The organism is Flavobacterium terrisoli, assembly GCF_030167905.1.
Classification (GTDB): domain Bacteria; phylum Bacteroidota; class Bacteroidia; order Flavobacteriales; family Flavobacteriaceae; genus Flavobacterium; species Flavobacterium terrisoli.
On record NZ_JARGNA010000003.1, the window covers coordinates 331422 to 355682 of the forward strand.

The 24261-nt window shown below is 38.5% G+C and carries 14 protein-coding genes and 2 tRNA genes; 8 read left to right on the forward strand and 8 right to left on the reverse strand.

The window, feature by feature from the left end; all coding sequences use genetic code 11:
• Positions 1-99: 99 nt before the first annotated feature.
• The 3 genes from P1K33_RS05525 (at position 100) to P1K33_RS05535 (ending at position 5372) form a co-directional block, all read left to right on the forward strand.
• Positions 100-2280 (forward strand): B12-binding domain-containing radical SAM protein, encoded by a 2181-nt coding sequence (locus tag P1K33_RS05525; RefSeq protein ID WP_284651897.1) that lies wholly within the window; start codon positions 100-102, stop codon positions 2278-2280.
• 112 nt (positions 2281-2392) lie between these two features.
• Entirely contained in the window at positions 2393-4501 is a 2109-nt protein-coding gene (locus tag P1K33_RS05530; protein WP_284651898.1) for an ATP-binding protein, read from the forward strand.
• A complete protein-coding gene (locus tag P1K33_RS05535; protein WP_284651899.1) occupies positions 4491-5372 on the forward strand; it encodes a hypothetical protein in 882 nt (293 codons plus the stop codon). The genes P1K33_RS05530 and P1K33_RS05535 overlap by 11 nt, the downstream gene beginning before the upstream one ends.
• Here the strand turns inward: P1K33_RS05535 and rimO are convergent.
• From rimO to P1K33_RS05550, 3 genes are all read right to left on the reverse strand, one after another.
• A complete protein-coding gene (gene rimO / locus P1K33_RS05540; RefSeq protein ID WP_284651900.1) occupies positions 5369-6670 on the reverse strand; it encodes a 30S ribosomal protein S12 methylthiotransferase RimO in 1302 nt (433 codons plus the stop codon). The genes P1K33_RS05535 and rimO overlap by 4 nt on opposite strands.
• A gap of 129 nt (positions 6671-6799) precedes the next feature.
• Complete coding sequence (locus P1K33_RS05545) at positions 6800-8293, reverse strand: OmpP1/FadL family transporter (protein WP_284651901.1); 1494 nt, start codon at positions 8291-8293, stop codon at positions 6800-6802.
• A gap of 77 nt (positions 8294-8370) precedes the next feature.
• The gene (locus tag P1K33_RS05550) at positions 8371-9315 is read right to left on the reverse strand and encodes a hypothetical protein (protein ID WP_284651902.1); all 945 of its coding nucleotides are present in this window, start codon (positions 9313-9315) and stop codon (positions 8371-8373) included.
• Between the two features lie 100 nt (positions 9316-9415).
• On the opposite strand from P1K33_RS05550, the gene proS reads away from it, so the two are divergent.
• The 4 genes from proS to rpsT all read left to right on the forward strand — a co-directional run bounded on the left by proS (position 9416) and on the right by rpsT (position 11543).
• Complete coding sequence (proS, locus tag P1K33_RS05555; RefSeq protein ID WP_284651903.1) at positions 9416-10894, forward strand: proline--tRNA ligase; 1479 nt, start codon at positions 9416-9418, stop codon at positions 10892-10894.
• A gap of 82 nt (positions 10895-10976) precedes the next feature.
• Positions 10977-11048: transfer RNA gene (locus tag P1K33_RS05560), tRNA-Glu, on the forward strand.
• Between the two features lie 22 nt (positions 11049-11070).
• Positions 11071-11142: transfer RNA gene (locus P1K33_RS05565), tRNA-Glu, on the forward strand.
• 149 nt (positions 11143-11291) lie between these two features.
• Complete coding sequence (gene rpsT / locus P1K33_RS05570; protein WP_284651904.1) at positions 11292-11543, forward strand: 30S ribosomal protein S20; 252 nt, start codon at positions 11292-11294, stop codon at positions 11541-11543.
• Between the two features lie 63 nt (positions 11544-11606).
• Here the strand turns inward: rpsT and P1K33_RS05575 are convergent, their stop codons facing one another.
• Positions 11607-12017: a response regulator gene (locus P1K33_RS05575; protein WP_284651905.1), complete on the reverse strand. Its 411-nt coding sequence runs from the start codon at positions 12015-12017 to the stop codon at positions 11607-11609.
• 9 nt (positions 12018-12026) lie between these two features.
• Positions 12027-13745 carry a PAS domain-containing sensor histidine kinase gene (locus tag P1K33_RS05580; RefSeq protein ID WP_284651906.1) on the reverse strand — a complete coding sequence of 573 codons (1719 nt, stop codon included), beginning with the start codon at positions 13743-13745 and terminating at the stop codon, positions 12027-12029.
• A 163-nt stretch (positions 13746-13908) separates the two neighbouring features.
• Here P1K33_RS05580 and typA point away from each other — a divergent pair, with 163 nt between their 5' ends.
• The gene (typA, locus tag P1K33_RS05585) at positions 13909-15705 is read left to right on the forward strand and encodes a translational GTPase TypA (RefSeq protein WP_284651907.1); all 1797 of its coding nucleotides are present in this window, start codon (positions 13909-13911) and stop codon (positions 15703-15705) included.
• A gap of 154 nt (positions 15706-15859) precedes the next feature.
• On the opposite strand, the gene P1K33_RS05590 is transcribed toward typA, so the two are convergent.
• From P1K33_RS05590 to P1K33_RS05600, 3 genes are read right to left on the reverse strand one after another with little or no spacing between them, the layout of a single operon-like run.
• Complete coding sequence (locus P1K33_RS05590) at positions 15860-16780, reverse strand: alpha/beta hydrolase (protein WP_284651908.1); 921 nt, start codon at positions 16778-16780, stop codon at positions 15860-15862.
• 3 nt (positions 16781-16783) lie between these two features.
• Positions 16784-19141 carry a T9SS type B sorting domain-containing protein gene (locus P1K33_RS05595; protein ID WP_284651910.1) on the reverse strand — a complete coding sequence of 786 codons (2358 nt, stop codon included), beginning with the start codon at positions 19139-19141 and terminating at the stop codon, positions 16784-16786.
• Between the two features lie 14 nt (positions 19142-19155).
• Positions 19156-24249, reverse strand: a complete 5094-nt coding sequence (locus P1K33_RS05600) for an FIDD domain-containing protein (RefSeq protein ID WP_284651911.1) — start codon at positions 24247-24249, stop codon at positions 19156-19158.
• Positions 24250-24261 lie beyond the last annotated feature (12 nt).

The window sequence follows — 24261 nt, forward strand, 5'->3', positions numbered from 1 at the left end:
CATAAGAATTAATTTACCTATTTATAAATATTAATTGAACTTGAAAAGTTTGTCAAAACAATTAAAATATAAAGTAATTTTGCCCTTCTGAATCACTCTATGAAAGACATCCTGCTCATAACGCCACCGTTTACCCAACTCAATACACCTTATCCGGCAACGGCTTATCTCAAAGGTTTTTTGAATACCAAAAACATTTCGGGTTTTCAAATGGATTTGGGTATCGAAGTGATTCTGGAAATGTTTTCCAAAGAAGGTCTTTTGAACTTATTTGGAACCAACCCAAAACCTGAAACTTCCAACTCGGAACGAATCCTTTGCCTGCAACAAGATTACATCAATACAATAGATGCCGTAATCTCTTTTCTGCAAGGCAAAAACCAAACTTTAGCCCGTCAAATCTGTAGTGGCAATTTTCTTCCGGAAGCATCGCGTTTCGATCAGTTGGATGATATGGAATGGGCATTCGGGTCAATGGGAATGCAGGACAAAGCCAAACATTTGGCCACATTATATCTTGAGGATTTATCCGATTTCATAGTAGAATGTGTCGATGAAAACTTTGGTTTTAGCCGCTATGCGGAACGTTTGGGAAGAAGCGCCAATTCGTTTGATGAAATGTATGTGCATCTGCAAAATGACCTGACCTATATTGACAAAATCACACTCAAAATCCTGAAGCAAAGACTCATTGAAGCCCAACCCAAATTGGTTTGCATTTCGGTACCGTTTCCGGGTAATTTATACAGCGCTTTTCGGTGTGCACAATTCATCAAAAAATATTTTCCTGCAATAAAAGTCTCCATGGGCGGAGGATTTCCTAATACGGAACTCCGTGATTTAAAAGACCAAAGGGTTTTTGAATTTTTTGATTTTATCACTTTGGATGACGGAGAATTGCCAGTTGAGCTACTTCATAATTATGTCACCCTGAGCGCAGTCGAAGGGATTTTTAAAAGAACATTTCTCCTAGAAAACAATGAGGTCGTTTATAAAAACAATTCAACTCAATCCGATTACAAACAAAGTGAAGTTGGCACGCCCGATTATTCCGATTTGTTTTTGGACAAATACATTTCGGTGATTGAAATCGCCAATCCGATGCACAGTTTGTGGAGCGACGGCCGATGGAACAAACTCACGATGGCGCATGGTTGTTATTGGGGTAAATGTACTTTTTGTGATATTTCTTTGGATTATATCAAATTATATGAACCGATTTCGGCCAAAATTCTCGTGGACAGAATGGAGGAAATGATGGCTCAGACTGGCGAAAACGGATTCCATTTTGTGGATGAAGCGGCACCGCCGGCTTTGATGCGCGAAGTAGCTCTTGAAATTCTTCGTAGAAAAATTGCAGTGACTTGGTGGACCAATATTCGTTTTGAAAAAAGCTTCTCGCGTGATTTGTGTTTTCTGCTGAAAGCTTCCGGCTGTATTGCGGTTTCCGGCGGTTTGGAAGTTGCGTCTGACCGATTATTGGAACTGATTAAAAAAGGCGTAACGGTTGAGCAAGTCGCACAAGTAACCCGTAATTTTACCGAGAACGGCATCATGGTTCACGCTTATCTGATGTATGGTTATCCGACACAAACAGTTCAGGAAACTGTGGATAGTCTGGAAATGGTGCGTCAATTATTTGAAGCCGGTGTTTTGCAATCGGGTTTTTGGCACCAATTTGCGATGACAGCGCATAGTCCGGTTGGGATGTTTCCCGAGGAATTTGGTGTCATTCCGGAGCAGAACAATATTACCTTTGCCAACAACGACATTCAGTTCAAAGACAAAACCGGAATCAATCACGATAAATTTAGCTTTGGACTAAAGAAATCGCTGTTCAATTATATGCATGGTATTTGCTTTGACTATGAGTTGCAGGATTGGTTCGATTTTAAAATTCCGAGAACTACCATAGCTTCAGATTTTATTCTTGAATGTCTGGAGAAGGAAGACCATTTGGAGGTTAAACCAACAGCCAAAGTCTTTTGGTTGGGCGGAAAACCACAGACAGAAGCTTTTGCCAAATCCAAAAAAGGGCATGCCTGGGAAATGATGAAATTGGTCTTTTTCGACAAGAAAGATACTTTTGAGATTAGTTTGGAAAAAGACAAAGCCGAATGGTTCTTAAAGGCAATTGACTTACTTCAAATCAGCAATCAAAAGACGCTGACTTTTGCCCAACTCAAAGCTGATTTCGAAATGCAATTTGAGGATTTCGAATTGTTTTGGTTTTCAAAACCCTTGAAAACCCTTAAGGAATTTGGGTTATTACTGCTATAAGTTGACTTATAAATTCTTGATAACTTGTTCATTATTTTTATTTTGCAAGTCTGTATTAATCCTTTTTTAACATATTTTTAGATTCTAAATATATAAAGAGAATAGGCGCAAAATGAATGTTAAAAAAACCTTTCCTAAAATACTTTGGTTAATAATTTCTTCTAGCATCTTTTTTATTATTCTTTATTTTACTCTTTTCTACTATACCAAAAAAGCAGAAAATCAGGTTTATAAAGATTCTGTAGAACAGTTTGATAATGAAATACATAAGCTTCTTGATTTGGAGTCAAAGCCCATTTTGGTCGCTATTAACAATGACACCAATTGGGATGAGTTTGTCAATTTTATCACCACAAAAGACAAGGGTTGGTTTGACGAAACCATTGGCAACGAATTAGAGATTTACGATGCAGAATATTTAGGAGCTTATGATGCTGAAAAAAACTTTATCATAAGAACACCAACGCCAAGGATAAAAACATTGGATTTTATTCCGAAAGTGGCGATGGATATGCTCACCGTCGAAGGAATTAAAAAGTTTTACTTAAAAATTCCTGAAGGAATTGTTGAAGTTACCGGAGCCGCAATTCATCCATCCGATGATCCACTGAAGAATAAGACAAAGACTTCAGGTTACTTTTTTGTAGTCAGGTTGATGGATGCAGCTTTTTTCAAAAATTTGGAACACATTACCAGTTCCGAAATTCAAATGGTCAGTGCCGATTTTGATGCAGAAGTTGAAAAGCATAAAATTTCATCAATATTTGAGTTAAAGGATTCTCAGGGCAAAGTGATTGGTCATCTTTTGTTTAAAAGGAACTTCGAGGTTTATTTTGAAAACACCACTAACTTGCTGTATATCATCATTGTGACATTCTTTATCAGTTTGTTGATTAACCTGATTTATACCAGAAGATTGGTTTATTATCCATTGGATTTGGTGCGCAGGGTTTTGGAAACCGGAAATAAAAAAGCGATTAAATTGCTAAAGGAATCAAACGGTGAGTTCAGTTATATTGGGAATTTATTCGAAGAGAACAACAATCAAAAGCTCGAGTTGATTACGGCCAAAATCAAGGCAGAAGAAAGCGACCGTTTAAAGTCTTCCTTCCTGGCCAATTTATCACATGAAATCAGAACGCCGATGAATGCCATTAATGGTTTTACGGATTTGATTATCAATACCGAAATCAATGAAACGGAAAAACTGGAATACCTGAATGTCATTGAAAAAAGCGGTAAAAACCTGGTTTCCATCATCGACGATTTGATTGAAATGTCAAAAATTGATTCCAATCAGCTTACCCCTAATTTTACATTGGTGAATCTGGAATCTTGCGTTAACGAACTCTACGAAACGATTAAAGTTACCATTCAGAACAAGGACATTGAGTTCATTTTGATTAAAAGCTCAATGCCGGCGGAATTCAATATAGTGACTGATGATATCAAGCTCAAACAGGTGATCATCAATTTGTTGACCAATGCAATTAAGTTTACCGATACAGGTATGGTTACTTTTGGTTATGAAATCGATGAAAAGAACGAGCTGATTCATTTCACGGTCAGAGACACCGGACTCGGAATTGATGAAGGTGAGCACAAAAACATTTTTGACCGATTCAAGCGTGTTGACAGCGATGTTTCTATCAAAGTTGGCGGTTTGGGATTGGGCTTGGCGATTTCAAAAGCGTATGTTGAATTGCTTGGCGGAACGATTTCTTTGGAGTCTAAAGTGGGCGAAGGTTCTACTTTTTACTTCTCTATTCCGTTACAGTATGCCAAAGTGGAACATATCACGGTTCGTCCAATCAATAACCTTGAGTTTAAAAAATCAGAAGACAAATTGATTTTGATAGCCGAAGATGATAACATCAACTTTTTGCTGTTCCAAAAAATGATGCAGAACAAAAATTATCAAATCATAAGAGCAGTTAACGGACAGGAAGCTGTTGAAGTGTGTTTGAATAACCCGAATATCGACTTGGTTCTGATGGATATAAAAATGCCGATAATGACCGGTTTTGAAGCGATTGAACGCATTCAGCCGATACGACCAACCTTGCCAATCATTGCTCAAACGGCTTATTCTTCTTCAGAAGACAAAGCCAAAATTGAAGAAGCCGGATTTACCGATTATATCACAAAACCGTTGAACAGGGAACGATTGTTCGAATTGCTGACAAAATATTTAGAAAAAGAAGACCATAATGAATTATAAAAAAATAACAGCCCTTTTGTTTTTCGGGCTGGCATCAATCCAATCCTTTTCACAGGAAGATAAAGCAGTAGTTGACAGCGTTGCTCAAGAAGAAAATGATAAAAAACTTTCCCTGAATTTAGATATTGTAAGCCGTTACCTTTGGAGAGGCCAATGTTGGGGCGGTAATTATGTTTCGTTGCAGCCAACCATTGAATATGCGGTTACGCCAAAACTGACTTTGGGTTTTTGGGGCACCACCAATTTTAAGGATGACTATTTTTACCCTGATGGTGTCACTTACTATAAAGGGTATCAGGAGATTGATTTTTATGCCTATTACCAAATCAATGACTTTTTGCAATTCCAGGTTTGGGATTACTATTGGCCGTCGGTCAGCAGGGTAGAAGGTGTTGATAATGGTTTTTTCAACTACGGAAGCGATGGTTCAAAAACGGTGGATGCCATTTTGTATTTTGATTTTTCCGAAGGATATAAATATCCTTTTAACGCAACCATAAGTACTTTGGTTGCTGGAAATGATTTCCGATATGACAACAATGGAGAAAATCCAAAGCAAAATTATACGACTTATCTGGAATTAGGTTATACTTTTAATTTGTTTGGAAAAAGTACCTTAAAAGCCATTCAGAATATTGAATTAGCGCCTACGGTTGGTGTAGTTTTGAATAACAAATCAGAGTATTATTCCAATGCAGATTATGACAAAGTTTCCTTTACCAATTTGTCTTTAAGTGCTACCAAGGAATTTGATCTGGGCAAAGGATTTTCCATGCCGATTGCGTTGACTTATACGCATAATGGAGCTACAAAAAACACAGAAGCTTTCGGGAAAAATTTTGTAATAACGACGCTGAGTTTTAGTTATTAAATCGGTTCGCCATAAAGGTCGAATTCTGTAGCGTCAATAATTTTTACATTCACAAAGTCACCAGTTTTTACGTAGAATTTACTGGCGTCAATCAATACTTCGTTGTCAACATCCGGACTGTCAAATTCGGTTCTTCCAATGAAGTGCTGGCCTTCTTTTCTGTCGATGATGCATTTGAATGTTTGCCCGATTTTTTCCTGGTTCAAATCCCATGAAATTTGGGACTGCAAATCCATGATTTCAGCTGCACGAGCTTGTTTTACTTCTTCGGGAACATCATCTTCCAAAAGATAAGCATGCGTGTTTTCTTCGTGAGAATAGGTGAAACAACCCAATCTTTCAAATTTCATTTCCTGTACCCAATCTCTCATGGTTTCAAAATCTTCCTGAGTTTCGCCAGGATAACCAACGATTAAAGTCGTTCTGATGGTCATGCCCGGAACGGCTGCGCGGAAATCCTGTAATAATTTTGTCGTTTTAGCTTGGGTTGTTCCGCGACGCATTGATTTCAAAATATTATCTGAAATGTGTTGCAGCGGAATATCGATATAATTACAGATTTTTGGTTCGCGTTTCATCAAATCCAATACATCCATCGGGAAACCTGTCGGGAAAGCATAATGCAAGCGAATCCATTCGATGCCTTCAACTTTGACCAAGTTTTCAAGCAATTCGGCAAGATTTCTTTTTTTGTATAAATCCAAACCGTAGTAAGTCAAATCCTGGGCAATCAGAATCAATTCCTTTACGCCATTTTTGGCTAAGCCTTCGGCTTCTTTTACCAATTTCTCAATAGATTGGGAAACGTGTTTGCCACGCATAATCGGAATGGCACAGAAGCTACACGGCCTGTCGCAGCCTTCGGCGATTTTTAAATAGGCATAATTTTTTGGTGTAGTCGTTAAACGTTCGCCCAATAACTCATGCTTGTAATCAGCGCCTAATGCTTTTAGCAATAATGGCAATTCGGTAGTGCCAAAATATTGGTCCACATTCGGGATTTCTTTTTCCAAATCGGGCCTGTATCTTTCAGAAAGACAGCCTGTAACGAAAACTTTATCTACGATTCCTTTTTCTTTTTTATCGGCATATTCCAAAATGGTGTTTACCGATTCTGCCTTGGCATTGTCAATAAATCCGCAAGTGTTAATCACCACAATATTACCTTCTTGTTCATGCACTACATCTTTGCCGCTGGCTTTTAATTGCCCCATTAACACTTCACTGTCGTAAGTGTTTTTAGAACATCCAAGGGTAATAACGTTGATTCTGTTTTTCTTTAAAGACTTAGTTCTCATAGATTTAATTCCGAATTATTTGGAGAGCGTGCAAAATTACGCTTTTATTTCTAATTTGTTTGGTCACTTTTGAAAATAAAAAAACCATCCCGTTTTTGGGATGGTTTATGATAAGGTATTCTGTGTTAATTAGAAATTGACAGAGTAACTAAAAGTTATATTATTGTTGTATCTGCTGATTCTTGCCGGATCAGTCATGCCTGAAGAAAGAAATGCCTGATTGCTGTTTCTGTGGTCATAAGAATAGGCCAAATCGAATCGGCTTTCGCCAAAAGTATAACCAATACCACCGCTATAACCGGTTAAGTCACCAAAAGTCTGATCTACTTTATATGGGCTTTCATCAAAACGATAACCGGCTCTTAAGCTCACTTGTTTGATTTTGAATTCACCACCAACACGAATTTCCATAGCGTTGTCTAAAGCATTGCTCATAAAACTGTTTATACCGGCATAATCGCTTTTAGGTCTTATTCTGGTGTTACTGTAATCTTTGTTGGATACATCTACACTAATTAGTCCTCTTTTGCCAATAATATAAGCCAAACTTCCGGTCCATTTTGAAGGAGTTTGGACAGTGTAAGGATCGTAAGTGATTGGATCCGGGTAAGTGTATATTTTTGAACCGATTCCGTTGCTGTCTATATGATAAGTGTATACTCCTTGTTGTAATTCATCGGTTAATCGATACCATTTTGGTGACTCATAAGCTAATCCGATACGAAGGCTTTTAATAGGTTTTACGATAGCGCCTAAGTTAAAAGAAAATCCTGATCCGGTTGTCCAAAGTCTGTTTTCAAACAAAATTTCTGAAATCGTAGATCCTCCTATGTTTGTTGGGTTTGCGTTGTCTTCATAGACTGCAGATATTTTTTCAATATTCACAAAATGAAAATTCAAATTGGCGCCAAGAAATAGTATGTCTTTATAGGCAGCTGCAAAGTTTCCGGTCAGTTTACCATTATAACCGGTTGTCAAAACTTGGTTTTCCTGATAATAATTTCCACCGACAGGTACATTAGAGTCGTAAGTTGTGCTGGTTACAGGATCAAAAATATAATTATTATACCCTAAAAAAGCTTGTTGCTCATAAAAATTCATGTTATAATAATTTTCATTCTCCAGTACATCCGTTGGAATTCCCTGAGCAATATTTACAAAATAATTGCCAATTGAATTATAAGGGTTAATTCCTGCAGAAAGCACACTGTTATTGAAATTATTAGTGTTTTCATAATTTAAGCCAACCGCAATTTTCTTCCAATTGTTTTTGCTCTCGGCTCCATCCTTGAATATGAATACAGCACCAAGTTGATTAATGTCTAAAGTACTGTCGGTATCATTTATTGAAGTGCCAAAATAACGGGATTTGTTTTTGGCATTATAAATCGAGCCGGTAATGGTGGCGAAGTTATTGTTGAAAAGGACAGAGCCTGCAGGGTTAATCCCGATGGCTGACAAATCGCCGCCAACAGCACCAAATGCACCTCCCATAGCCTTGAATCTAGCTGTTCCGGTGAGATTGTCAACCGCTAACCGAATCGCTTCATCAGGTGTGGTTTCCTGTGCTTTAATATTGGAGAAAGTCATTCCAATGCATAATAATAGTAGAGTTTTTTTCATAGCAATTTTAATTTTTGTTCAAAAAAAACCTATGCAATAGTTTTAGTAAAGCATAGGTATATGATAAATTAGGTGTATTATCTTCTTCCTCCTCCTCCGGATGATCTTCCTCCACCATAACTTCCTCCACCGCCACCAGATGAAGTGGAGCGTCCGCCGCCATAGTTGGTGCTTGGAGCGTAAGAACGTGGAGTTGATTCGGTTCTTACATTGCCTCTAGGTGTTGAGGTGTTTGTATTTGGTCTTGGTGAGCTATTGGTATTGCTGTAAGTATTGCTTCTGACCGGGTTTACGGTATTGCTTCTTGAAGGGTTAAAACCGGAGTTGCTTCTTGTAGGGTTGAAGGTAGAACTTCTGGTATTGGTAACATTTCCTCTTACGCCTGAATAAACATTGTTTGAATTTCTGGTGCCATATCTAGAATTACCAACTCGGTTTCCGGCATATCCATAATTATTTCCTCTTCTTCCACCGTAATAATGGTGGTAGTGATTATTGTAGTAACCATTGTATCCATATCCGTACCAATTGTTGTATCCGTAATAACCGCCATACCAAGGGCTGTACCAACCACCCCAACCAATACTCCAACCAGGACCATACCAGCTGTTCCACCCCCAATAATTACCATACCAGTAATTATTCCAATAACCATAACCCCAGTTATTGTCATAGACATTAACGACTACAGTTTGAGGATTGCTTCCCCAGCCTGAATTGTTTTCGTTATAATTTTGGGTATTGTTCGCTACTGAGTCATTGCTTACAGAGCTATAGCTGTCAACATTAGTAAATACTTCAGCATCTTTATTTAAGTCGCTAAAGTATTCCTGGTATTTATCGCTTTGAGAATTGTCTTTAGAGGCAGTCTCTTTTTTCTTGTTTTCACCGTTTCCGTATACACCATCTCCGTCGTAATAGGAACTGTTTTGATAGGAACCACATGAGGTAATTGTAATTGCCAAAATCCCTAAGAGGGAAAATAGGGACAATCTTCTACTGAATAAATAATAAGTTTTCATATCTATAGCATTTTTATTGTTGGACTATACAAAAATAGTTAGTTTTGTCGAACTATTTAGTTAAAAAAAGTTAAACAATTTTTATGCCAATTTATTCAATATGAGTAAGAACTTAACAAAAAGAGACGAAGATTATTCCAAATGGTATAACGAACTTGTGGTCAAGGCTGATTTAGCTGAGAATTCAGGAGTTAGAGGTTGTATGGTTATCAAGCCATATGGCTATGCAATTTGGGAAAAAATGCAAGCAGAATTAGACAGAATGTTCAAAGAAACAGGTCATAGCAATGCCTATTTTCCTCTTTTTGTGCCCAAAAGCATGTTTGAAGCCGAAGAAAAGAATGCTGAAGGCTTTGCCAAAGAGTGTGCGATTGTTACTCATTACCGTTTAAAAAATGATCCTGATAAACCGGGGAAATTAATGGTTGATCCAAATGCCAAATTGGAAGAAGAGCTCATTGTTCGTCCTACCAGTGAGGCGATTATATGGTCAACTTATAAAAATTGGGTGCAATCCTATAGAGATTTACCATTGCTGATTAACCAATGGGCTAATGTGGTGCGTTGGGAAATGAGAACCCGATTATTCCTGAGAACAGCAGAGTTTTTATGGCAGGAAGGACACACGGCACATGCTACCAAAGCTGAAGCGATTGAAGAGTCTGAAAAAATGATGCATGTTTATGCGGATTTTGTAGAGAACTTTATGGCCATTCCGGTAATCAAAGGATTAAAGACAGAAACCGAGCGTTTTGCCGGTGCGGAAGAAACTTATTGTATTGAAGCTTTAATGCAGGATGGAAAAGCATTACAGGCAGGAACATCACACTTCTTAGGACAAAATTTTGCCAAAGCTTTTGATGTGAAGTTTGCCAATCAGGAAGGCAAGCAAGAGCATGTTTGGGGAACGTCATGGGGCGTTTCAACCCGTTTGATGGGTGCGTTGGTAATGACACATTCCGATGATAACGGCTTGGTTTTGCCTCCAAATTTAGCGCCAACCCAAGTGGTGATTGTGCCAATTTTCAGAACTGACGAAGAATTTAATGCTATTTCAGAAGTAGCGAATGAATTGGTTGCCCAATTCAGAAAACTAGGTATCTCGGTTAAGTTTGACAACAGAACGACTCAAAAACCAGGCTTTAAATTTGCAGAATGGGAATTGAAAGGCGTTCCGGTTAGGATTGCCATTGGACCAAAAGATTTAGAAAATGGAACGTTTGAAATTGCGCGTCGTGATACGTTGACCAAAGAGGTCATTGCCAAAGACGGTGCGGTAACTTTCATTGCCGACTTATTGGAGCAAATCCAGAAAGATTTGTTCAATCGTGCGCTGGATTTCAGAAATACACACGTTACTGAAGTCAATTCGTTTGAAGAATTTAAGGATGTTTTGGAGAACAAGACCGGCTTTATTGCTGCACATTGGGATGGAACTCCTGAGACGGAAGAAAAAATCAAGGATTTGACCAAAGCAACCATTCGTTGTATTCCTTTAGACCAAAAAGAAGAGGAAGGAATCTGTGTTTTTTCAGGGAACAAATCCACTGGTAGAGTGCTGTTTGCAAAAGCATACTAATAAAAATCAGAAAAAATATTTTTTTGCTCTTGTGTGATTGAAAAATAGTTGTATTTTTGCAACCGCAATTTTAAGCAAAGATGGCCCGTTCGTCTATCGGTTAGGACGCCAGGTTTTCATCCTGGTAAGAGGGGTTCGATTCCCCTACGGGCTACAAAAAACATCAAAGGCTTAATGGCCCGTTCGTCTATCGGTTAGGACGCCAGGTTTTCATCCTGGTAAGAGGGGTTCGATTCCCCTACGGGCTACAATTAGTTGTAAATTAGTTTTATAAAGCAAACGTTCAGTGTCTCGAATTTTGTTTTATTAGTTAAAACCAAAGTGATTATTTTAATTGTGGGAGGTTTTTCTTTTTTAACTAAATGTTTATTATTAATTACAATTAAATTACAAGAAAATGGCAAATCACAAGTCAGCTTTAAAAAGAATCAGAAGCAACGAAAAGAAAAGAGTGTTGAACAGATACCAACACAAAACAACCCGTAATGCTATCAAGGCATTAAGATTGGCTACAGACAAATCAGAAGCTTCTGCAAAATTGTCTACTGTTATTTCTATGATTGATAAATTAGCTAAGAAAAATATCATTCATGATAACAAAGCAGCTAATTTAAAATCTAAGTTAACTAAACACGTTTCTAAGTTATAATCTAACTTATAATAGCATAAAAAAAGCACTCAAAACTGAGTGCTTTTTTATTTTATATCAATCTTACATTCCGGGTTTTAAATTCTCCAACATTTCTTTGGTTATGGGCTTTGAAAGGAAGTCAATAACCATTGGGTAATTCTTTGCCTTTATCACATCCTGTGGATCAATCGTTGACGAAAGCACAATAAACTTCGCTTCTTTAAACAAGTCCTGATAGCCATTTTCAAGATAATGATCCAAAAACTCCCAACCATTCATGATTGGCATGTTCAAATCCAGAAAGGTTAATCTCGGGTAAGACAAATTCTGATCCTGTTGATACTGAGGTGCCAATTCATTAAAATACATTATAGCTTCTTCACCGTTTTTGGCAGTGAGTACTTCATGCGCAAAAGCACCCCTTTCAATGACTTTTTTGCAAAGCATCAAGGTTATGGCATCATCGTCTATACAAAGTATTTTATCAAGCATTTGAATAGATTAATTGTTTTTGAATATGATGGTAAAAGTGGTCCCTTTGCCTACAGTACTCGTTACATTTATTGTTCCTCCCATGGCTTCTACCTGTGATTTTACCAAATACAACCCCAGTCCTTTGCTATCGGGATGATTGTGAAATCTTTGGTACAAGCCGAAAATTTTGTCTTTGTTCCTAACCAAATCAATGCCGATTCCGTTGTCTTTAAACGTCAGGATCAAATTGTCATCTACCACTTTTGAAGAAATGGTTACGCGCAATTGTTTGTTCTCTGATCTGTATTTTATGGCGTTGGTCAGTAAATTTAAAAAAATACTTTCTAAGTAGGACTTATTAATATTCAAAATTGTTACTTCTTCCAAATCAATCTTCAGAATCGGTTTGTGCAACCCAATCAAAAAGCTCAATTGGTTGAATACATTTTCAAATATTTCCTTAATCAGTACTTTCTCTTTCTGTATTGATGGATTGTCTTTGATGATTACCACTTTAACCAAATCGTTGATGGTTTCATTTAACAAATGCGTTGATTTTGTAAAGCCGGCAATGATTTCTTTTAATTCCGGATCTTCTATCGGCATGTCTTCCACCAAATTCAGCAAACCGGTCAAATTGGACAACGGTGCTCTCAGATTATGGGAAGTGATATATGAGAATTGTTTTAAATCCTTATTGTTTTGTGTCAATTCTCGAATAAGCTGTTCTCTTTCTTTGACCTTATTCTTTTCTTCAGTAACATCTCTCTGAATCGATATCCAGTGGGAATGTTCGCCATCTTTGTTGGTCACGGGAATCATCGAGAAGTTAATCCAGAACTCTTCACCGTTCTTTTTATAACTTATGCTTTCCACAAAACATTCTTTATAATCCTGAATGGCGTTTTTTAGTTTGTCAAATTCAAGAATATCCGATTTTGGACCAAAGAACATTACAGGTGATTTTCCGATAACTTCATTGGCCTTGTAGCCTGTCATATCGGTAAAGGCAGAGTTTACGAAAATGATGTTCGGAATTACTTCGGTTGAAGTGTCGATATCGGTAATCATGACCGCGTCTTTGGTTTGGGTAATTACCGTTTCGAGTAATCTCAATCGCTGCTCTTCTTCTTTTTGCTTGGTAATATCCTGAATCGCTCCAATCATCCTGATAGGTTTGCCTTCTTTGTCTTTGACCAAAAATCCTCTATCAAAAACATATTTATAACTGCCATCCGCACATTGAAAACGGTATTCATCCTGCCATTTTTCTGTTTTTTGTTCCAAAAAGGAGTAGAGTTTCACCGACATCTTCAAACTGTCTTCCGGATGAATTCGCTCAAACCACCATTTCGAGGTTTTACCGACTTCTTCTTTCTTGTACCCAAAAACACCCTGGATTCCTTTGTTCCAAATAAAACTGTCATCTTCAATTTTCCAGTCCCAAATAGTATCACTCGTCGCCTTGGCTACAATGTCATAACGCTCATTGGATTCAAGGATTTCATTATTGGTCACTTTTAGTTTTTCAAAAACAGACTTGTTCTTTTCATCGTTTTGATACAGGATGATTTTTAAAATAATCCCCGAAATCATAATGAAAATAAAATCTCTGATATAAAAATAAAAGGAGGAATTCTCAGGAGAAGCATTGATATAATCTAAAAAAATTTGGTGACCGAGTATGGCCACAAACATTAAGATAAGGACGTATGTTAATGTTATTTTATTAGAATTATTTTTCATTACTCCAAATATATAGATTTTCAAATAAGTTTGAAAATTTAGCCAAAAACTTATTAAGGTTTTTATAAACCATTAGCCCTAATTTTAATAAAGTGTAAACTAATTTGTTATTGGTTTTTTATCTAAAAATAAAGTGTACCTTTGCACCCACAAAAAAGCACACATGGAATCTATCAGAAACATTGCAATTATTGCTCACGTTGACCACGGAAAAACGACTTTGGTTGACAAAATTATGTATCACTGTCAATTATTTCGTGAAAACGAGAATACCGGTGATTTAATTCTTGACAACAATGACTTAGAGCGTGAAAGAGGAATTACGATTACTTCTAAAAACGTTTCGGTTGTATATAAAGGAACCAAAATCAACATTATTGATACTCCTGGTCACGCCGATTTTGGTGGAGAAGTAGAGCGTGTATTGAATATGGCTGATGGTGTTTGTCTATTGGTGGATGCCTTTGAAGGGCCGATGCCACAAACGCGTTTCGTGTTGCAAAAAGCAATCGACTTAGGATTAAAACCTTGTGTGGTAATCAATAAAGTGGACAAAGAAAACTGTACTCCGGAAGAAGTACACGAAAAAGTTTTCGACTTAATGTTTGAATTAGGTGCAGAAGAATGGCAGTTGGATTTCCCAACCGTTTACGGTTCGGCCAAACAAAACTGGATGTCGGATGATTGGAAAAATGTAACCTCAAACATCGAACCTTTATTGGATATGGTGGTTGAACACGTTCCGGCTCCGAAAGTTTCTACAGGAACACCTCAAATGTTAATCACTTCTTTGGATTTCTCATCTTTTACCGGTCGTATCGCTATTGGAAGATTGGAAAGAGGAGAATTGAAAGAAGGAATGCCGATTTCTTTGGTAAAAAGAGACGGTAAAGTAATCAAATCAAGAATTAAGGAATTACACACTTTTGAAGGTCTTGGCCGTAAAAAAGTAGAAAGTGTAGTAGCCGGAGATATATGTGCGATTGTTGGAGTAGAAGGTTTTGAAATTGGGGATACCATCGCCGACTTCGAAAACCCTGAAGCATTGCAAACCATCGCTATCGATGAGCCAACAATGAGCATGTTGTTTACCATTAATGATTCACCTTTCTTTGGTAAAGAAGGAAAATTTGTGACTTCACGTCACATTAAAGACAGATTGGCAAAAGAATTAGAGAAAAACCTAGCGTTAAAAGTTGGGGATACTGATTCTGCTGATAAATTCATGGTTTTCGGTCGTGGAGTTCTTCACTTATCGGTTTTAATCGAAACGATGAGAAGAGAAGGTTACGAATTGCAAATCGGGCAGCCACAGGTTATCATCAAAGAAGTTGATGGTGTTAAATGTGAGCCAATCGAGGAATTAACCATCGATTTACCGGAGCATTTATCAGGTAGAGCGGTTGAGTTCGTTTCTGTTCGTAAAGGTGAAATGCTTTCTATGGAAGGGAAAGGCGAGCGTATGATTGTGAAATTCAACATTCCGTCACGTGGTATCATCGGATTGAGAAATCAATTGTTGACCGCTACTGCTGGTGAAGCAATCATGGCACACCGTTTCATTGGTTATGAACCATTCAAAGGAGAAATTCCTGGAAGAAATAACGGTTCGTTAATCTCTATGGAAAATGGAAAAGCGATTCCTTATTCAATCGATAAATTACAAGACAGAGGTAAATTCTTTGTCGATCCAAACGAAGACATATACGAAGGTCAGGTTATTGGTGAAAACACCCGTTCAGATGATATGACGGTAAACGTTACCAAAACCAAAAAATTATCAAACGTTCGCTCTTCAGGAGCAGATGATAAAGCCAGAATCATTCCGGCCATTAAATTCTCTTTGGAAGAAGCATTGGAATACATTCAAAAAGACGAGTATGTTGAGGTAACACCAAAATCGTTGCGTTTGCGTAAAATCTATTTGAACGAAAACGACAGAAAACGTTTCAAAATCTAAGCGATTTTAAATTACAATATTTAAATCCCAAATTCCAATTAGTGACTTTGGGATTTTTTTTTGAAGCTATTTCCCGCTGTTCGCGTCAATCTTTTGCTGTCGCTTCGCAAACTCAGCGCAAGCAAAAGGATTTTTGCTTCCATCGGGGCTAGGGTTATTTTTGCAATAAGAACTCCAGCGGAATATTCAATCTTTTCTGCCAGGCTTCTTCCGAATGATTTTCTCCGGGAAAGAATTTGGTCGTCCAATTGATTCTGCTGAATCCTTTTTCACGCATGACCAAATCCACTTTTTGCTGCAACGGCGGATACAATTCATCCAACGTTTTATCACCATAGTCAAAATAAATCCGGTTCGTTCTCGGATTCGGAAGATAGGTTCTCAAATAATCATTAAAGGCTTCCGGAATTGGATTGTTTTCTACCGCAAAAATCCCCGGCCAATGCGTCGAGATACAAGCAGCAGCTCCAAATACTTCCGGATATTCACATATCGCATACATCGAAATCAAACCGCCCATACTCGAACCGGCAATACATGTATTGTCTTTATCGGTTAAAGTCGAAAATTGGGAATCAATAAAAGGTTTCAACTCGGTGACTAAAAATTTCAAATACAAATCGGAATAAGGTTTGAAAACCGCTTTAGTTCTTCCGGCTTTTTGCAATTGAGCCGTAATGGTATCTTTCTGCGTTTGCGTTAAACTTTCGTAAGGTTTCTGCGGAAAATACTCAGGATGTCTTTTTTCGGCGATATTCCAAATGCCCACGACAATGAATTTCTTGACTTTGCCTTCGTCATTCAATTTTCCCGCGACTTCGTCGACTTCCCAAGCCTGCTTGTTCCAAGTGGTTTCGGCATCAAAAAGCATCTGACCATCATGCATGTAAACTACGGCATATTTTTCTTTTTCCGAATAATCATTGGGCAACCAAACATCAACATTACGGGCATCCACAAATTGGGATTTGAAATTCTCAAAACGCTGTACTTTTCCTCTGGAAACTTTCACGTTCTGGGCATTGGTAATCGTGGCCATAACCACTAAAAGGGTTGTGATTAATTTCGTTTTCATAATCTATCTTTTTAAGGCAAAATGCCCTTTGGCATTGCGGCCATCTTCAAATTGTATGGAGTACCAATAATCATCGGCTGGCATTTGGTGTCCGTTATAAGTACCGTCCCAAGCGTCTTGAGGTCCGAATTGTGTTAACACTTTTCCGTATCGATTAAAGATATAAATTTTACTATTGCCATTCACAGTCAGGTCCAAACCTTTTATTTGCCAATAATCCTGATAGCCATCACCGTTTGGCGTGAAATAATGGGGAATGCCCAATACAAATACGGTCTGATAAATCGTTCCACAACCGTTCATATCCTGAACAGAAACAATATGTTGTCCCGGAAGGACAGGAGAAAAGAAATTAGTTGGCTGATAACTATTGCCATCAAGGCTGTACCAGTAATCACCATTTCCGTTAACAAGCACTGTCACCGAATTGATTTGTACCAAATCATGAACTTCCACAGTATCTATAATGGGTGCTTCTGAAGCGTCTAAATGAACGGTAACCGTTTTGGCACAGGAAGACAAAACATCGGTAACAGTTACAGTATAATCTCCTGGCTGGAATACCGAAATGTTCTGTGTATTAGCTCCGTTTGGTGACCAATAAAAATCATAATTTCCGGGAGTATTGATTATAGTATGTAAGGTAACAGGATGATTGGGTAGGTTGGCACACAAGATTCCCTGTACAGCAACAGAGGTCTGAGGAATGGCGGAAACTTCAAGCCGGATGATGTGTATGCCGATGCAGTCATTTCCATTTTCAACCCTGGCATAAATATCCTGCCCTGAAAATTGATTGGTTGTTATAGGGTTTTGTTCCATCAGAGCATCATTGATATTGTAATAATAACTTGCGGAGTTGCCATTGACCTCAAAACCAGCATCTGCCAAATTAAAAGAAGCGATTCCGTCTTCGGCATTGTCATCACAACTTTGAAGCGTGACGGTAGTCGTTGGATTCAGGCTCACATTTAAGGTTAACTGTGTCAAACTATAGCAACCTGTAGAAGGATTTGTAACTTTAACCGTCAATGTTTGCGGATTGGTTGTGTTGTTGAATGTTGTATTTAGCGCATTTTGATTGTTTATGGCATCAGTTGGGTTGAGATAAAATTGCGTCGTTAGGGAATTGTCTCCATTGGTTAAAACCGAATTGGCCTGTGACAGATTAAAGGTAGTCATGCCATCAGGGAAAATCTCGAAATCACATTGGGTTATTTGTGAGGCAACTACTGTTGGAGCAGAGTTCAATATGATATTGAAGGATTTGTAAATAGTACATCCGGTAACTGAATTGTAAATTTTTACCCAGATGACTTCATTGGTAAAGGCGGTTTGATTGGTGTACAAATCGGGTAGGCTTATGGGATCAGTATTGGAATGATGAAAGCTAACGGCATTGTTTGGATTTGCGGTTAACAGATTTCGAATTACGGATAAATTAAAAACAGCAAAACCATTATTATCGTTATCGCATTCCTGCAAATCAATAAGATCAGGAACACTAAAAGGAATTACGTTCAAGATAAAAGAAGCGGTGCTAAAACAACTGGTGATTGAATTTTGCACCCTGATAAATAAGGTTTGAGGATTTGTAGTGTTACTGAAAGCGGTTGGATTTGCAATGGCATTTGTACCAACAATGGCGTCATTTTCTGTTAAATGATAAGTGGCTATCATATTGCTTTGGCTTCCTATGGCTAGATTTCCACTTTGGGTCAAATCAAATTCGGTTAATTCATCCGAAATAGCATCGCTGTCGCAAAGCTCAAGGTTCAACGCACCGCTTAAACTTTGATTAACCACAGGAGGTTCGCTAAAAGTTGCCGTTCCGGTCCATTCAAGCGAAAAATTGCCATTTCCCAGAGCCCTGTCTATGACAATGAAATAGGTTTCACCTACAAGAACATCTAACCATTGCACATAATTATTTCCCATTTCTGAAGGCCCTTCCCACCAGTCTGATTCTGTGTCAATCATTCCGGTTAGATTGCTATTGGATCCCGAAGCAATAGGATTTGTGGTAGAACATCTTATACTGGTACCTAAACTTTCACAGCTGGCATCGGGGCCAAAAACAAAAAAGTCAAAATCGGCACTAAGAAAAGTACTTTCAGGGGTAATTAAAAACCCTAGTGTTCCGTCGGTTTTAATGGTGACCTTAATCCATAACGAATTGTTTTCGCCACTTCCACAAGAATTAGCGCCGGTTACTTCCTGTATGCCTGCTCCCTGAACAGACAAGTTATTGAAGCTGGTATTTCCGCAGGAAACAATTGCATTCAGGCAATCATTTTGAGAAAAACCAAATTGAAAGCAAAGGAGTAAAAACAGAATAATTAATTTTCTGATAAAAGCCATTGGTCTGATTTAATTTAACGTTTTAAAGTAAAATGACCCTTGACACTGCGGCCGTCTTCCAACTCAATCGTATACCAATAATCATCGCCGGGCATCTGATGTCCATTATAGGTTCCGTCCCAACCCGGACTAAAGGCACTGATTTGTTTCAGCAATTTTCCATAACGATCAAAAACATAAATGATTGTATTGGTACTCGATAACATGCTGACACCTTTGATATTCCAATAATCGTGGATGCCATCACCGTTTGGCGTAAAATATTTTGGTATGCCGAGCACTGCAATCAGGATTGGTCCAAGTGAACCACAGCCGTTTTTGTCACGGACATATAATTCATGGAAACCAATCGGCACATTGTTAAAAAAATTACTGTCCCGGTAGGGTCCGTTGACATCATCTAAGGAAAATTCATAATCACCCGAACCGGTTACATTGATTAAAATCGAATTGATATCAGTCAATTCAGTCACTTCAATGGATTGAATCGTTGCAATTTCGGAACCGATAACTGTAATGACTCTGGTTCTGGTACAACCAAAACTGTTAGTCACTGTAACACTGTATACCCCTGGCGTGTTTACGGTTAAGGAATAGTTGATTTGTCCGGCCATGATGACATTGTTATCATACCATTGATAAGTATAGGCTGAAATCGGTGAGCCATCCACAATACCGGCATCAATAACCGCCTGGTTGGCAGGAACGCAAATAATGATTGTTTCTTCCTGATCAATTTTGGGTACCGGATTAACCACAAATGGAATAATGGTTTCGGCATAACAAGCGGTATTGATAGGATTTTCAACTACAACTCTCACGTTTTGTGTACCGGTTGTAAAAGGATTTGGTAATTGATTTGGAATTGTACTCGGGATAAGCACATTATTTTGGTCATAATAATAAACATTCATTCCAGTTTGCGTGCCTAGAATGGTATTCAGATAAGTAGTAGTGTCAAAGTCATACAGGCCGTTCTGTTCAATCGAAATGGCTTCATCATCACAGGTTGTCGTCAGCGCATTTGAAACAGCAAAAGCTTCGGGCAAATCATCTACAATGAATTGCAACGGCACTTCATCATAACAAGGTTGGCCACCGGTTTGTGTGGTATTATTGCTGACCCTGATGGTAATCGTCTGACTTCCGGTTACATTATACGGATTGGGAAACGGTTGGATTTGTGTTCCGTTAGCCCTGAAATAGGTGACATTTACACCGGTTTGACCATTCAAAACCGCAGCCTGGATTCCCGAAGTGTCAAAGCCATAAATACCATCCTGATTGTCATCACAATGACGGATTAAATTGGCAGCATTCACAGGATAAGCTGTCGGTAAGGCTTCAACAACCACATCAAAAGTCTTATAGCCAAAACAGGAATTGTCTAATGTGCTGTCGACACGAACCCAAATCGTCTGCGTATTCGGGAAACCGATATTTCTGTAATTAGTAATATTGGCAATGGCTAAAGAGTTTCCGCTGGCATCAGTTTCCGCTAAGAAATCGGCTTCGGTTTTATAAAACTTAACCGATACATTGGCCGGTAAAATGGCCATCAAACTATTTTGAATAGCGGTGAAATTAAATGGTCCCGAAATACCATCACGGTCATCATTAACTGCATCAAGATAATCATCACATAAATACTGATTTGGAACCACAAAGTTAGCCGGGATTTGCGTCACGGAAACAATCAAATCAATTCTTGCGACTCTAAAACAACCATTGCTGTTTTCCACATGAGCATAAACACTTGCGTTTCCGGAGGTATAGGCTAATGGCGTTGTAATTTCAAAAGTGCTGTTTTCACTATTGGCAGCCGCCAAAGTCGTATAATAGGTGAAAGTTTCATTGAGGTAATTGGTTGAAATCACATCGTTTTTCTGAGTCAGGTTAAAAACAGAAATCCCATCGGTATCATCATCACATTGTTTTAAAGTGATTGGCGTAGTCACTACCGGTAAGGCATAAGTAGTCAATACCGCCGCATCAGAATACAAACCGCAACTGTTCCCATTTTTATTGATAAACACACGGTATTTGTAACCAGCCATCAAAGGAGAAACATTGGAAACGGTTAGTGAAACGGTATTCACACCCGAATAAGTAGCGTTATTGACCAAGTTGGACCAACTGGTTTCATTATCGGTGGAAAGTTGCCATTGGTAACTGTCAACAGGAACAGAAGTAATTGTAAAAGTGGCAGATTGCAATTCGCAGGTAGTAATGTCAACCGGTTGTGCTGAAATAGATATAGGCGCCCCAATAACATAATTCCCGTTAGGTACTCCATAACCACTGGCGTTGACAACTACTCCGCTGCCGCCGATTACGATTGGGGAATCTTCCCCTAAAACGCCATCATTGTTCACATCACTAAAGCCGGCTTCTTTTACATCAAAACAATCGTCATCATCGCTGTCCAGTTCTATATAATTCAAAATGCCATCTCCATCTGTATCTGCAATGGTATAATTTACAACGCCACTGTCCGCTGAAGTTTCAAGACTGTTATCGAGACCATTGCTTCCAATAGGATTAAGGGTTATTCCATTGGTGTTGGATCCATTGCCCGGACTTCCTGATTCGATGATGTCAAAAATTCCATCGTTATCACTGTCAATATCCAAATAGTTTGGATAAGTATCATTGTCTGAATCAGCAGGAGTAATTCCGGTTCCGAAAATATCATCAATCCCGTCATTATTAGTGTCTGAGTTTGAAAGCGCTACGACGTTTTGGCCTTGCGATTCAACAAAATCCGGAATAGCATCATTGTCACTGTCATAATCCAGTTGGTCAGCAATTGCATCATTATCCGAATTTTTCGGAACGCAGGTTGCTATCAGTCGCAAAGCAGCTCTACTGGTGTTGGTATCTACCAAATTTACATTGGTTACAGTAATTGCATCGATTAAATTTCCCCTGATGGAAAAAGTTCCCGTTCCCGTTGCCAATGGCACATTGCTGTTTAAACGAATGCGAATTTCAAAAGAAGAATACTCTGTTATCCCGTTTTCAAAAATCCCATCATAATTGGTGTCAACCAAAACCTGATCATTTGGATTTAAGATGGTTAGTGTCCTATTAATTGGACAGGTAATCCTGATTTCTGTTGAAGCAGTAAATAAATCATTGGCCAATGCTGTGGAAGCATATTCAACCGCCAAACTGATCGGATTGTTCCAAGTGGTGGTAAAGCTTACTTTGTTTTGTTTTCCATTGGCGGCTTCTGTGACAAAATTGCCATTAGCGTCACCAACCACCGGAGTTGCAGAAGGTGTTCCGGTTCCGGCAAATGCTACGGTACCGACAAAAGAATTGGTATAACTGCCAACAGCAACTGTTCCATTGCTTGTATTGGTCAAATTGACTCCTTGATCTCCGTAGGATTCAGTACAATTGGTAATGCCATCATTGTCATTGTCCAAATCGGCATTGTTGTTGATGCCATCATTGTCTGTGTCAATAGGGCATGAGCTAACCGGGATTTCATTGGAATTTATCGGAGCACTACAATTGGAAATAGTTGCGGAAACCAAATAATAACCCGGTCCGAGAGCCGATGGTGTATAACTGCTGTTGGTTGCGCCAGGAATCACACTTCCATTAAAAAACCATTGAAAAGTATCAAATGGACTCAAAGTATTCACGGATAAAATCGTATTTGGAATGCAGCTGAGTTGTGTGATGTCTAATTGGTTAAAAGAAATTTCAGGTTCAAAAGTAAATCCTGAATAAAATCCACCAAAAGTTGCGGCACCACTGGTGCCATAAGCAGCCAGATACAATTCTTCAGTAGAGAATACCGAGACATCACCAGTCAACCCTGTGATGACATAGGTTTCATAATTCGTATTACCAACTACAGCGGTTGGTCCGTCAACATTAGCAAACGCTGATAAAGTGGCTAAAGTATAATTGACGCCGTCAATGATAAAATTTAAGGAAGCTCCGGTTTTAGTTACGATGGTTACCCTTCCGGTGAACTGTCTTCCGCCAACATAATCGATGGAAGGAATATTATCTATTATCCTTGGTGTCTGACAACTCAAGGGCGGCACAAAAAATAATTCCTGATTTCTTTGGTCTGTGGCACTATTGTCTCCTATACTCTGATAGGCAAATACTTTTTGACTGGTGTTTACATATAAATTTCCATTAAGATCAAAATTAGAACCATCAAAAACAACATAATCTCCAGCGTTTAAAATAGTTGCCGGTGTAGCTGATCCGCTCAGGTATACTTCAGTATTGTCAACATCTGCCACCAATAAAACAGTTTCAACCAAATCTATACCGGTACTTTTTATAAAAATGTATTCGGTTTCATTGATGCGCTCTACCGGTACTATTTGGTCAAAACCTAAATCGAGATTACCAACGGCATTAGTTCCTCCAAACGAACCACAGTTTAAGGCTATCGGTTTGTCTGAGGTTACTAATGAACCAATTAATCCGTCTTTGTTGGCCGGATTTGGTCCCTGAACTGCCATCACATAACTTTCACCACTATTTAAAACGATGCTGAATGGGGCATTCCCTAATGCGCTATTGATAGGCTGAGTACCGGTTCTCATGCCACTGAAATTGACTGTTGTATTATTTTCTGAGGCTAAAACCGAAATGAATGTAGTGTGAATATCGGTATAATTACCAACATTGAGATTGGTCAATGCTCCAACCCTGAAATGGGTTCCTAATGAGGCTTTTCCTTTGGATACCAATTCACCGGCCTGGTTTCCGGAGCCTGCGGTTACTCTGGCAGAAACATAAATTAAGTCATCTGCTTCGACGATATAGCCTTTATTGTTGAATACGGTATTGGCCAAACTGGCATCAACATGCAGTTGGGTATCATTGCCATAACCTATATCGTAAATGTAAGGCGCGCTTCTGGAAACCGTTCCGTTTATGACGCCTCCGCCCAATTCGATAATCCTGAAATTTATTGGATTTATATTGGGAGTTGAAATATATAAAAACTGATCCTCGGCAGTAACATTAGTTGATCCTGAAAGCGGCGGTATATAGTGTGTTTTACTAAACTGTGAAAAACAATTTATAGTGAAGAAGGCAATAAATGATAAAAAAAGTAACTTCATTTTCATTTGCTA

Excerpts from the sequence above, each read along its gene's own strand:
- P1K33_RS05600 (WP_284651911.1), bottom strand. The coding sequence starts at position 24,249 with ATGAAGTTACTTTTTTTATCATTTATTGCCTTCTTCACTATAAATTGT.
- P1K33_RS05535 (WP_284651899.1), top strand. The coding sequence starts at position 4,491 with ATGAATTATAAAAAAATAACAGCCCTTTTGTTTTTCGGGCTGGCATCA.
- P1K33_RS05595 (WP_284651910.1), bottom strand. The coding sequence starts at position 19,141 with ATGGCTTTTATCAGAAAATTAATTATTCTGTTTTTACTCCTTTGCTTT.
- P1K33_RS05525 (WP_284651897.1), top strand. The coding sequence starts at position 100 with ATGAAAGACATCCTGCTCATAACGCCACCGTTTACCCAACTCAATACA.
- P1K33_RS05575 (WP_284651905.1), bottom strand. The coding sequence starts at position 12,017 with ATGCTTGATAAAATACTTTGTATAGACGATGATGCCATAACCTTGATG.
- P1K33_RS05590 (WP_284651908.1), bottom strand. The coding sequence starts at position 16,780 with ATGAAAACGAAATTAATCACAACCCTTTTAGTGGTTATGGCCACGATT.
- rimO (WP_284651900.1), bottom strand. The coding sequence starts at position 6,670 with ATGAGAACTAAGTCTTTAAAGAAAAACAGAATCAACGTTATTACCCTT.
- P1K33_RS05550 (WP_284651902.1), bottom strand. The coding sequence starts at position 9,315 with ATGAAAACTTATTATTTATTCAGTAGAAGATTGTCCCTATTTTCCCTC.
- P1K33_RS05580 (WP_284651906.1), bottom strand. The coding sequence starts at position 13,745 with ATGAAAAATAATTCTAATAAAATAACATTAACATACGTCCTTATCTTA.
- typA (WP_284651907.1), top strand. The coding sequence starts at position 13,909 with ATGGAATCTATCAGAAACATTGCAATTATTGCTCACGTTGACCACGGA.
- P1K33_RS05545 (WP_284651901.1), bottom strand. The coding sequence starts at position 8,293 with ATGAAAAAAACTCTACTATTATTATGCATTGGAATGACTTTCTCCAAT.
- P1K33_RS05530 (WP_284651898.1), top strand. The coding sequence starts at position 2,393 with ATGAATGTTAAAAAAACCTTTCCTAAAATACTTTGGTTAATAATTTCT.
- rpsT (WP_284651904.1), top strand. The coding sequence starts at position 11,292 with ATGGCAAATCACAAGTCAGCTTTAAAAAGAATCAGAAGCAACGAAAAG.
- proS (WP_284651903.1), top strand. The coding sequence starts at position 9,416 with ATGAGTAAGAACTTAACAAAAAGAGACGAAGATTATTCCAAATGGTAT.